Below are 11,282 nucleotides of genomic sequence, written 5' to 3' on the forward strand. Positions count from 1 at the left end.
TCCGGACCGCGCCCCGCCCCTGCACGCGCTTCGAAAGCGAGCCCGCGTGACCATCGCCAGCCCCACCGCGCCCCCGGCACGACAGGCCCCTGCCGGCCCGGCCGCTCCCGCCGCACCCACCGACCTCGCCGCTCTGGCCGCACGCCACGGGCTGACCGTCAGCGGCGCCCGGCCAACCCTCCCCGCCTACGTCCGGCAGCTCTGGTCGCGGCGCCACTTCATCACCGCGTTCGCGACGGCCAAACTCACCGCCCAGTACAGCCAGGCCCGCCTCGGGCAGCTCTGGCAGCTGATGACCCCGCTGCTCAACGCCGCCGTCTACTACCTGATCTTCGGCGTGCTGCTCGGCACCGCCGACCATGTCCCCGACTTCGTGCCGTTCCTGGTCACCGGCGTGTTCATCTGGACGTTCACCGCCAACACGATCACGGCCGGCACCCGCGCGATCTCCGGGAATCTCGGCCTCGTCAGAGCCCTGCACTTCCCGCGTGCCGCGCTGCCCGTCGCGCTCGCCCTGCAACAGCTCCAGCAACTGCTCTTCTCGCTCGGCGCGCTGATCGTGATCCTCGTCGGCTTCGGCCAGCTCCCGACGACTTCCTGGCTGCTCGCGATCCCCGCGCTGCTGCTCCAGGCGGTCTTCGGTACCGGCCTGTCCATGGCCGTGGCACGCGTCGCCGCCCGCGTCCCGGACGTCTCCCAGCTGGTGCCGTTCCTGCTGCGCACCTGGATGTACGCGTCGGGCGTGATGTGGTCCGTCGACAAGGTGGTCGGCGACCGCGACCTGCCGCACCTGGTGGCTCTCGCGCTGCGGTACAACCCGGCCGCGATCTACATCGACCTGGTGCGCTTCGCGTTCATCGACACGTTCACCGCGGACCGGCTGCCGCCGCACGTCTGGGCCGCGGCCCTGGCGTGGGCCGTGCTCTGCGGAGCCGGCGGATTCCTGTACTTCTGGAAGGCTGAGGAGCAGTACGGCCGTGGCTGAGAACCCGACCCGTCCGACCGGAGAACCCACCCCCACCGTCGTCGTCGACGGCGTCCACATCACCTACAAGGTCAACGGCCCCCGCACCGGCCGGGGAAGCGCCACTTCGGCCCTCAGCCGGATCGTCTCCCGCGGGGCGCACCCCGGCGTACGGGAGGTGCACGCCGTCAAGGGCGTCAGCTTCGCCGCGTACCGGGGCGAGGCGATCGGCCTGATCGGCTCCAACGGTTCGGGCAAGTCCACCCTGCTCAAGGCCGTCGCCGGCCTCCTGCCGACCGCGAAGGGCAGGGTCTACACGGCCGGGCAGCCGTCCCTCCTCGGCGTCAACGCCGCGCTGATGTCCGACCTGACCGGCGAGCGCAACATCATCCTCGGCGGCCTGGCGATGGGCATGACCCGCGACCAGATCCGCGCCCGCTACGACGACATCGTCGACTTCTCCGGCATCAACGAGAAGGGCGACTTCGTCTCGCTGCCGATGCGTACGTACTCCTCCGGCATGGGGGCCAGGCTCCGCTTCTCGATCGCCGCCGCCAAGAGCCACGACGTCCTGCTCATCGACGAGGCGCTCTCGACCGGGGACGCCCGCTTCCGCCGCCGCAGCCGGCAGCGCATCGAGGAGCTGCGACGGGAGGCCGGCACGGTCTTCCTGGTCAGCCACAGCAACTCGACCATCACCGAGAGCTGCGACCGCGCGCTCTGGCTGGAGGCGGGTGTCCTGCGGATGGACGGCCCGGCGAAGGAGGTCGTCGCGGCGTACGAGGAGTTCACCGCGGCCGGGAACAAGGGTGGTGCCGGGGCCGGGAACAAGGGTGGTGCCGGGGCCGGGACCGGGAAGCAGCCCGCGCGGTAGGCTCCACTGCCGGTACCGGACAGCCGAGGGGGGCGGTCGGGATGGACGGTCGAGGGCCTCAGCCGCTGCGGGACGACGACCCGCGCGAGATCGCCGGATACCCGCTCCGGGCACGGATCGGTGAGGGCGGCATGGGAACCGTCTTCCTCACCCGCGGTCGCGACGGCGCGTCGCTTCCCGTCGCCCTCAAGCTGATCCGCCGCGAGCACGCCCGGAGCGAGAAGTTCCGCAGACGCTTCGCCCGCGAGGTGGAGGCCGCGCGGCGGGTCAGCGGCCCGCATCTGGTCCAGGTCGTCGACCACGACGCGGAGGCGGACCTGCCGTGGCTCGCCACCCGTTACGTCCCTGGCCTGCCCTTGGGCGACGCCCTCGCCGCCCACGGGCCGCTGCCCCCGGAGTGCGTCCTGCGGCTCACGGCCGGCGCGGCGCGCGCGCTGGACGCCGTGCACACCGCGGGCCTCGTCCACCGCGACGTGAAGCCGGGGAACCTGCTGCTGTCCGCGGAAGGGCCGTGGCTGCTCGACTTCGGCATCGCACGTGCCACGGACGGCACGTCCGTACTGACCACCGTCGGGCGGATGGTCGGCACACCGAAGTACATGTCCCCCGAACACGCGCTGGGCCGGCAGGTCACGCCCGCCTCCGACGTGTTCACGCTGGGCCTCGTCGCCGCGGAGGCGGCCACCGGTCGCCACCCGTACGGCGAGGGCGGCGGCCTGGTCGTCGCCACCCGCATCGCCGGCACCGACCGCGACCCCCCGGACCTCTCCGCCCAGCCGCCCGCCCTCCGCCGGTTCCTGACCGCCGCACTGGCGGCCCGCCCTGAGGACCGCCCGACGGCGGCGGAGGTGGCGGAACTGTGCGGCGCCGGTGCGGACTTCACGACGGCGGGCTGGCTACCGAAGCGCATCGCCTCGGCGGTCACGGCCGTCGCCCGCGCGTCGGCCAAAGTCTCGCCCGCCGCCCGCGACCCGCGGACCGGCTGGCTGCACCGCCTGCGCGGCGACGGCTGACATACGCGACGGACCCGGCCGCCCCCGAAGGCGCGACCGGGTCCGTGCGAAGGGCCGTCAGTTGTGGGTGCGCAGCAGCTGCCGCATGGTCCGCATCGCCACCGACAGGTTGGCCAGGTCGAACGTGTCCGAGCTCTGGATCTCCTCCAGAGTCGTCCGCGCCCGCCCCAGGATCGCCGCGTTCTTCTGCTCCCAGGCCTTGAAGCGCTCCTCCGGGGTCGAGGTCCCGTTGCCCACCGACAGCACGACGGCGGTGAGCGCGGCGTGTGCCGCGTACAGGTCCTCACGGATGGAGGCACGGGCCATGGACTGCCAGCGGTCGGCCCGCGGCAGTTCGATGATCCGGTCCATCAGCTGGGTGATGGCGAGCCGGTCGGCGAGGTCGTAGTACACCTCGGCGACCGCCAGCGGGTCCTGCCCGGTGCGGTCCGAGATCGCCACGATGTCGAGCGTCGGGAAGGCGGACGAGAAGCCGGCCACCCGCAGCGCGAGGAACTCGGGGACGCCCTCCCCGGTGAGCTCGTCGAGGATGCCCTGGTACCAGTCGAGGTCCGCGCCCCGCAGCATCTTCGGCAGCTCTGTCCACACCTGCTCGACGCGCTCGGCGAAGAACTCGATCGTCCCGGCCAGCTCCAGCGGCTGCGGCCGGTTGCCCAGCAGCCACCGCGTGCCGCGCTCGACGAGGCGGCGCGAGTGCAGCCGGATCCGGGTCTGGACGTCCGCCGCGACCTGGTTGTCGAGCGCCTCGACCGCGTCCCACACCGCGCTGAGCCCGAAGATCTCCCGGGCCGCGGTCTGCGCCCGCACGATCTCCTCGATCGACGCGCCGGTCTCCTCACGCAGCCGGTGCAGGAACGTCGACCCACCGGTGTTGACCGTGTCGTTGACGAGCACCGTCGTCACGATCTCGCGGCGCAGCGCGTGCGCGTCGATCGCCTCGCCGAACTGCTCCCGCAGCGGCTTGGGGAAGTAGGCGTGCAGCAGCCGCCGCAGGTACGGGTCGTCCGGCAGGTCCGTCCCGATCAGCTCGTCCGCCACAGTGATCTTCGTGTAGGCGAGGAGGACGGCCAGCTCGGGCTGGCTCAGTCCCTTGCCCGCGGCCAGCAGTTCACGGATCTGGCGGTCGTTGGGCAGGAACTCCAGCGCCCGGTCCAGGCGTCCGTCACGGCCGAGGCGGCGCATGAACCGCTGGTGGGCGTGGAGCAGGGACGGCGACTGGGTGACCGCGTTGGCGAGCGCGGTGTTCTGCGCGTAGTTGTTGCGCAGCACCAGCGCGCCGACCTCGTCGGTCATCTGCGCCAGCAGCTGGTTGCGCTGCTTGACGGTCATGTCGCCGTCCGCGACCAGGCCGTTGAGCAGGATCTTGATGTTGACCTCGTGGTCGGAGGTGTCGACGCCGGCGCTGTTGTCGATCGCGTCGGTGTTGATCTTTCCGCCGTTGCGGTCGAACTCGATCCGGCCGAGCTGGGTCAGACCCAGGTTGCCGCCCTCGCCGACGACCCGGACCCGCAGGTCCTCGCCGTTGACGCGGATGGCGTCGTTGGCCTTGTCGCCGACGTCGGCGTTCGACTCGGTGGAAGCCTTGACGTAGGTGCCGATACCGCCGTTCCACAGCAGGTCGACCGGGGCCTTGAGGATGGCCTGCATCAGCTCCGCCGGCGTCAGCTTCGCGATGCCGGGACCGATGCCGAGGGCCTCGCGCATCGCCGCGTTGACCGGGATCGACTTGGCCGTGCGCGGGTGGACGCCGCCGCCCTGGGACAGCAGTTCCTTGTTGTAGTCGGCCCAGGAGGAACGGGGCAGCTCGAAGAGCCGGCGGCGCTCCGCGTACGAGAGGGCCGCGTCCGGGTTCGGGTCGATGAAGATGTGGCGGTGGTCGAACGCCGCGACGAGCCGGATGTGCTCGCTGAGCAGCATGCCGTTGCCGAACACGTCGCCGGACATGTCGCCGACACCGACGACCGTGAAGTCCTGGGTCTGGGTGTCGTGGCCGAGCTCGCGGAAGTGCCGCTTGACCGACTCCCAGGCGCCGCGGGCGGTGATGCCCATGCCCTTGTGGTCGTATCCCGCGGAGCCGCCGGACGCGAAGGCGTCACCGAGCCAGAAGTTGTACGCGACCGCGACCTCGTTGGCGATGTCGGAGAACGACGCGGTGCCCTTGTCGGCGGCCACCACGAGGTACGTGTCGTCCTCGTCGTGCCGTACCACCTGGGCCGGCGGGACGACCTCGCCACCGACCAGGTTGTCGGTGATGTCGAGCAGCGCCGAGATGAAGATCCGGTAGCAGGCGATGCCTTCGGCGAGCCAGGCGTCACGGTTCACCGACGGGTCGGGCAGCTGCTTGGCGACGAAGCCGCCCTTGGCGCCGACCGGCACGATCACGGTGTTCTTGACCATCTGCGCCTTGACCAGGCCGAGGATCTCCGTACGGAAGTCCTCACGCCGGTCGGACCAGCGCAGACCGCCTCGGGCGACCTTGCCGAAGCGCAGGTGGACGCCCTCGACCCGCGGCGAGTACACCCAGATCTCGAAGGCGGGGCGCGGCGCCGGCAGGTCCGGGATGGCCTGCGGGTCGAACTTCATCGACACATAGCCGTGCGGGGCGCCGCCTGCCGCCTCCTGGAAGAAGTTGGTGCGCAGGGTGGCCTTGATGACGGTGAGGAAGGCACGCAGGATGCGGTCCTCGTCGAGGCTGGCGACCTGGTCGAGCGCGCCGTCGAGCTCCTCGAGCAGCCCGTCGATCAGCTCGGTGCCGGCCCGCTGGCGGTCCGGCGACATCCGCGCCTCGAACAGCGAGACCAGCAGCCGGGTGGTGTGGACGTTGTTGCGGAGGGTGTCCTCCATGTAGTCCTGGCTGAAGGTCGAACCGGCCTGGCGCAGGTACTTCGCGTACGCGCGCAGCACCATCGCCTCGCGCCAGTTGAGCCCCGCGCCCAGCACCAGCGAGTTGAAGCCGTCGTTCTCGGCCTCGCCCGTCCACACGGCGGCGAAGGCGTCCTGGAAGCGCTCGCGGGCGTCGTCGGCGAGGTAGTCGCCGTTCGCGCCGGTCTTCGGCATCCGCAGCCCGAAGTCGTAGATCCAGGCGTGCGTCCTGTCGGCGCACCGCAGCTCGTACGGGCGCTCGTCGACGACCTCGCAGCCGAGGCGCTGCAGCACCGGCAGCACCGCGGACAGGGAGACCTGCTCACCGGTCCGGTAGATCTTGAAGCGCCGTTCGCCGGGGCCCGCCCCGACCGGCTCGTACAGGGACAGCGCGAAGTCCTTGCCGGACTCGGCGAGCTCCTCCATGCGGACCAGGTCGGCCACGGCGGAGCGCGGCGAGTGGTCGGCCTTGTAGCCCTCCTGGAAGGCGCCGGCGTAGCGGCGCAGCAGCTCGGCGGCGCGTTCCTCGCCGAACTCGGCGTTCAGCGCCTCGCCGAAGCCGTCGGCCCAGGAGCGCGCCGCCTCGACGAGCCGCGCCTCGATGCGCTCGGTGTCGGCGTCGGTGAGGTGCGGCAGCTCGGTACCGACGGGGACCCGCACCACGAAGTGGATACGGGAGAGGATCGACTCGGTGTTCCAGGCGGTGAAGTCGACGCTGGTGCCGCCGAGTTCTTCCTTGAGGATGTCGATCAGGCGCAGCCGCACAGCGGTGGTGTAGCGGTCACGCGGCAGGTAGACCAGCGCGGAGTAGTAGCGCCCGTACTCGTCCTGCCGCAGGTACAGCCGCAGCCTGCGGCGTTCCTGGAGGTAGAGGACGCTGGTGACGATCGCACGCAGCTGGTCGGCGGGCGTCTGGAAGAGCTCGTCACGCGGGTACGTCTCGAGGATCTGCAGCAGGTCGCGGCCGTCGTGGCTGTTGGGCGAGAAGCCCGCGCCCTCCAGGACCTCCGCGACCTTGCGGCGCACGACGGGCACGCGGCGCACCGATTCGGTGTACGCGGCGGAGGAGAACAGGCCGAGGAAGCGGCGCTCCCCGACGACGTTGCCCTCGGCGTCGAACTTCTTGACGCCGATGTAGTCCAGGTAGCTGGGGCGGTGCACGGTGGCGCGGCTGTTGGCCTTCGTCAGCACGAGCAGCTTGTGCTCACGGGCCTTGGCGCGGGCGTCGGCCGGCAGCCGGCTGAAGGACGGGCTGACCGGGTGGGCCTCGTCCTCGTGGTGCGGCGGGTCGGAGCGCAGAATGCCGAGGCCGGTGCCGGGGACGGCGGCCAGCGCGTCGGCGTCGGTGAGCTCGTACTCCCGGTAGCCGAGGAAGGTGAAGTGGTCGGCGGCGAGCCAGCGCAGCAGCTCACGGGCCTCCTCGGCCTCCTGCTCGGGCAGGTCGTCGGCCTTGGGCTCGTCGGGCAGCTGCTCGGCGATGCGCAGCGCGGCGTCGCGCATCTTCTCCCAGTCCTCGACGGCCTCCCGGACGTCGGACAGGACACGCAGCAGGTCGGCGGTGATCTGCTTCAGGTCGGCGCGGTCGGTCTCGCGGTCGATCTCGACGTGGATCCAGGACTCGACGAGGGCGTCGTGCGGAAGGTCCTTGGCGTGCGTGTCGGAGGGCAGGACCTCGATGAGCTTGCCGGTCACATCACGGCGGACGACGACCTGCGGGTGGATCACGACATGGATGCCGCGGCCCTGGCGGGAGAGCTCGTTGGTGACGGAGTCGACGAGGAAGGGCATGTCGTCGGTGACGACTTCCACGACGGAGTGGCTGCAGGTCCAGCCGTTCTCCTCCACGGTCGGCGTGTGGACGCGGACGTTCGCGGTGCCCTGCGGGCGGTTTTCCGCGAGCCGGTAGTGGGAAAGTGCCGCACCGAAGATGTCGACCGGGTCGCGGTCGGTGAGGTCCTCCGGAGCTGTGTGCAGGTAGTAGCGCTGGAGGTACGTGAGCAGGGTGTCCCGGTCAGGGCGCTTCCCTTGCTCTGTCCCAGTCGGAAGGTGCCCCCCGGCCGGGCTGTTCTCAGCTACCCGGGCGGCCCGTGCGAGCAGCTCGGCCTTGGCTTCGTCCAGCTTGGTCTGCATGTCCTCTGGCTCCTGTCGCGCGCCGTTGCGTGACGTAGGTGAAAGATGCGACGAATCGCCGCGTCCCGGGGTGTCCGGTCGCAGTCGACGGTATGCCGCGATGAGAGTCGTCCGAGCCGTTATCGGCCAATTCTGTCTGGCGGAGACAGTCCGGACGGGAGGGGTCAGCGATCGCCCGGACGCGGTGGCGGTCCGGGCGCAGGCCGGGGGCTTCGCTGCCCCCACGGCATATCGCGCTGATCACGCCCCCAGGCTATCTCCCCGTACCCCCGCCCCGTCATGAGCCGTATGTGTACAAAAGCGGGGTCCGAAGTTTGACAGTCTGGACAGCGACACAGGCCCTCTTGGCAACCAATCAACCGGGAGCAGCCATGACCACGAAGATCCTCATCGTCACCGGGGACGCCGCCGAGTCCCTGGAGGTCCTCTACCCGTACCAGCGGCTGCTGGAAGAGGGGTACGAGGTGCACATCGCGGCCCCCGCCCGCAAGAAGCTGCAGTTCGTCGTGCACGACTTCGAGCCGGGCTTCGACACCTACACCGAGAAGCCGGGCTACACCTGGCAGGCGGACATGGCCTTCTCCGAGGTCGAGCCCGGGGCGTACGCCGCCATCGTGATTCCCGGCGGCCGCGCGCCCGAGTACCTGCGCAACGACCCCGAACTCCGCAAGATCCTCAAGGCGTTCTTCGACTCCGACAAGCCGGTGGCCCAGATCTGCCACGGCCCGCTGCTGACCGCGGCGACCGGCGGGCTGGAGGGACGCCGGGTCACCTCGTACCCCGCGCTCGAACTGGACATGCAGGCCGCCGGGGCGTCGTTCCAGGACGTGGCGGCGGTCGTGGACGGTTCGCTGGTCTCCTCGCGCGCCTGGCCGGACCATCCGGTGTGGATGCGGGAGTTCCTCAAGGTGCTGCGGGCGACGGCGCCGGTGACGTGACGCCCGTGGCCGGTCAGCCGGCCACGAGCTCCTCCGCCACCTCGACGGCCTCCTGAAGGGAGTCGACCACCGGCACCCCGACGCTCTCCAGACTGGCGCGGCTGTGCGATCCGCCCGTGTACAGCACGGCCTTCGCGCCGACGTGGGCGGCGGCGACGGCGTCGTCCGCCGCGTCACCGATGACGACGACGTGCTCGGCCCGTACACCGGCGAGCTGCGCCAGGTGCCGCACCATGTGCTCGGCCTTTCCCGCGGTCGACGTGCCGATCCGGCCGTCGACCCGGACGAACCGCTCCTCGATGCCGTGCCGGCGCACGATCGGCACCAGGTGTTCGTGCGGGGCGAGGGACAGCAGCGACTGGGTCAGACCGGCACTCTGGCGGCGGGTGAGCAACTCCGCGGCGCCCTCGGCGAGCCCGCATGTCTCCGCCCGCGTCCAGTAGTGCTTGTGGAAGGCCGCGTCCATCACGAGCCATTCGTCGTTCGTCGGCAGCCGTCCCATGAGCCGCTCGTAGAAACGGGGGACGGGCACGCAGTACAGCTCCCGGTACCGCTCGAGCGTGATCTGCTCGAGCCCCAGCTCCGCGAAGGCGGCGTTCGTCGCCGCGATGACCGCGCCGATGTCGTCGAGCAGTGTGCCGTTCCAGTCCCAGACCAGATGCGCCTGCGTCCCCTGCTTGCCCATGGCGAAAACCGTACAGGCCGGGTCCGACAGCCCGGCGCGCGGCCGGGCTGTCGGCCGGTCGGCCGGTCGGGCTGTCGGGCTGTCGGGCTGTCGGTACGACAGCCCGCGCGCGGGCGGTCAGCCGACGATGTTCGGGATCTCCTGCACACCGAACCAGAGCAGCTCGTGGTCCTCCGCGCCGTCGACCGTGAACTGCGCGTCGTCGTCACCGTGGTCGGCCGCGCCGAGCGCCGCGACCGCGGCCGAGACGTCGTCCACCGCGTCGTCGGCGTCCACGTGGACGGCGGCCGCCTTGGACATCGGCACGCCCCTGGCGATGCGCACCTCGCCGAGCGCGCCGGCGTCGAGAACCCGGTCGGGATCGGCGACGGCGTCCTGGTCCGGCACGTCGACGGCCACGACCGCGCGGCGCCGGGCCGCGTCCGGGTCGCCGGCGATCAGACGCAAGGACGCGGCGGCGGCGCGGCTGAGCGCCGCGTACTCCAGTTCCTCGATGTCGTCGGAGACGTACCACTCGCGCAGTCCCGGCGTGACGGCGTAGGCGGTCAGCGGGCCGGGGCCCAGTTCGCCCGCCTTGTGCGCCGCTGCGAGACCGGGAAGGGTCAGGGGGACGTACACGCGCATGACAGGCCGCTTTCGTAGTCGGTGATCGCCCTCAGGATACGTGCGGCGTACCCCTTCGGGGTGCGCCCTGTCGCCCTCCCGCCGTCCACTCCGTACCCCGTCGAGGGCCCGTGCGGCCCGTCCGTACAGCGCCTCGTCACCCTGATAGGTGAAGTTCACGGCCACCGCCTTGGGCGCTTTCGCCGCTTTGCGGCAAAGGTGCGCACGTCATAGAAGTTCCCCGTCGAAGCTACCTCCCGGTACCCAGCCCGGGACCAGCACATCGGGGGCGATCCGTATGGACAGGACCAGGCCCGCAGGCCGCCACGACCAGCGCAGGCCCGCCGCCCACGCGGCGGCGGCACTGACCCGGGCACGCGGCAGGATGCACAAACCGCACTACTGGTTCGCCGACCGTCTGCTCGCGGTACTGAGCGGCCGGCGCCCGGTGCACTGGATGCTCGGGCACACGATCGGCGAGGCCTACGAACAGCTCGTCCGGCTCGCCCCGGGGACGCCGTTGCTTCCGGCGGACCGGGCCACGCCGGTCGTCCGCCACTGCGGCGAGTTCCATCCGGGACCGGGTGTGATCGAGGCCTTCGCCCGCATCGGCTCGGGCGACCGGGTCAGCGCGATGGCGTTCCGACTGGAGCAGGGCCGGGACCTGCGCTGGCGCTGCGCGGCGATCGAGGTCGCGGTGGACCGCTGAGCGACGGTCCCTCGGAGCCCGGCGGCCCGGCAGGCGCCGGGCCGCCGGGCCGCGCCGCCACTCAGGCGGCCCCGGACAGCAGCGCCCAGACAGCACCGCCCGGACCGCTGCTGACGAAGCCGGGCGTGCGTAGCCCCGGTGCACGGATGCCTGAGTGCCCGCCTGGAGGCTCCGAACGGCTCGGGCGGGCATGGCCCCCGCCCGAGCCCTCGGAGCGGCGCCGTGCTGCCTGGAAGGCCGTCCGGCGGGCGGGGAGCCAGGACCCGGCGGTCAGGGCCCGCGCGAGAAGCCAGGGCCTGTGCGGGCCGGCCGCGGACGGGGAGCCAGCGCCTGGGTAGGCCGGGGCGCGGACGAGGAGCCAGGGCCTGGCCGCGGCCGGCCCGGACGTGGAGCCCGGTCGCCCGGGCGGCCGGGCGACCGTGGGCGGGAACGCGGCCGACCCCGGACGTGGAGCCCGGTCCGGGCCAAGGCCGCTCCGGTGGAGCCCGGGCGTCCGGGCGTCCG

Annotated in this window: 8 protein-coding genes; 5 read left to right on the plus strand and 3 right to left on the minus strand. The window is 71.7% G+C overall.

Going from position 1 to position 11,282, the window contains the following annotated elements; genetic code table 11:
• The first annotated feature begins 52 nt into the window (after positions 1 to 52).
• The 3 genes from AB0K36_RS15230 to AB0K36_RS15240 are packed head-to-tail and all read left to right on the plus strand — an operon-like array spanning position 53 to position 2,851.
• A complete protein-coding gene (locus AB0K36_RS15230; RefSeq protein WP_435877866.1) occupies positions 53 to 985 on the plus strand; it encodes an ABC transporter permease in 933 nt (310 codons plus the stop codon).
• A complete protein-coding gene (locus AB0K36_RS15235) occupies positions 978 to 1,838 on the plus strand; it encodes an ABC transporter ATP-binding protein (RefSeq protein WP_364593533.1) in 861 nt (286 codons plus the stop codon). Before AB0K36_RS15230 ends, AB0K36_RS15235 begins: the two co-directional genes overlap by 8 nt.
• Positions 1,839 to 1,879: 41 nt before the next feature.
• Positions 1,880 to 2,851: a serine/threonine-protein kinase gene (locus AB0K36_RS15240; RefSeq protein WP_364593536.1), complete on the plus strand. Its 972-nt coding sequence runs from the start codon at positions 1,880 to 1,882 to the stop codon at positions 2,849 to 2,851.
• Positions 2,852 to 2,908: 57 nt separating this feature from the next.
• Here AB0K36_RS15240 and AB0K36_RS15245 read toward each other — a convergent pair whose 3' ends face one another.
• The gene (locus tag AB0K36_RS15245; protein ID WP_364593539.1) at positions 2,909 to 7,843 is read right to left on the minus strand and encodes an NAD-glutamate dehydrogenase; all 4,935 of its coding nucleotides are present in this window, start codon (positions 7,841 to 7,843) and stop codon (positions 2,909 to 2,911) included.
• A gap of 371 nt (positions 7,844 to 8,214) precedes the next feature.
• Between AB0K36_RS15245 and AB0K36_RS15250 the strand changes: the two genes are divergently transcribed.
• Complete coding sequence (locus AB0K36_RS15250; protein WP_189467329.1) at positions 8,215 to 8,781, plus strand: DJ-1/PfpI family protein; 567 nt, start codon at positions 8,215 to 8,217, stop codon at positions 8,779 to 8,781.
• Between the two features lie 13 nt (positions 8,782 to 8,794).
• Here AB0K36_RS15250 and AB0K36_RS15255 read toward each other — a convergent pair whose 3' ends face one another.
• Both AB0K36_RS15255 and AB0K36_RS15260 read right to left on the minus strand, forming a co-directional pair.
• Complete coding sequence (locus AB0K36_RS15255) at positions 8,795 to 9,466, minus strand: HAD family hydrolase (protein ID WP_364593543.1); 672 nt, start codon at positions 9,464 to 9,466, stop codon at positions 8,795 to 8,797.
• 117 nt (positions 9,467 to 9,583) lie between these two features.
• Entirely contained in the window at positions 9,584 to 10,090 is a 507-nt protein-coding gene (locus tag AB0K36_RS15260) for a DUF6912 family protein (RefSeq protein ID WP_364593546.1), read from the minus strand.
• Between the two features lie 277 nt (positions 10,091 to 10,367).
• On the opposite strand from AB0K36_RS15260, the gene AB0K36_RS15265 reads away from it, so the two are divergent.
• Positions 10,368 to 10,778: an Rv3235 family protein gene (locus AB0K36_RS15265; protein ID WP_189467322.1), complete on the plus strand. Its 411-nt coding sequence runs from the start codon at positions 10,368 to 10,370 to the stop codon at positions 10,776 to 10,778.
• The last annotated feature ends 504 nt before the right edge of the window (positions 10,779 to 11,282 follow it).

The sequence above is a fragment of the Streptomyces kurssanovii genome, from assembly GCF_040677245.1.
Taxonomy (GTDB): domain Bacteria; phylum Actinomycetota; class Actinomycetes; order Streptomycetales; family Streptomycetaceae; genus Streptomyces; species Streptomyces kurssanovii.

Coding starts and splice junctions, on each gene's coding strand:
- AB0K36_RS15240 (WP_364593536.1), top strand. CDS start 1,880: ATGGACGGTCGAGGGCCTCAGCCGCTGCGGGACGACGACCCGCGCGAG.
- AB0K36_RS15245 (WP_364593539.1), bottom strand. CDS start 7,843: ATGCAGACCAAGCTGGACGAAGCCAAGGCCGAGCTGCTCGCACGGGCC.
- AB0K36_RS15250 (WP_189467329.1), top strand. CDS start 8,215: ATGACCACGAAGATCCTCATCGTCACCGGGGACGCCGCCGAGTCCCTG.
- AB0K36_RS15255 (WP_364593543.1), bottom strand. CDS start 9,466: ATGGGCAAGCAGGGGACGCAGGCGCATCTGGTCTGGGACTGGAACGGC.
- AB0K36_RS15260 (WP_364593546.1), bottom strand. CDS start 10,090: ATGCGCGTGTACGTCCCCCTGACCCTTCCCGGTCTCGCAGCGGCGCAC.
- AB0K36_RS15265 (WP_189467322.1), top strand. CDS start 10,368: ATGGACAGGACCAGGCCCGCAGGCCGCCACGACCAGCGCAGGCCCGCC.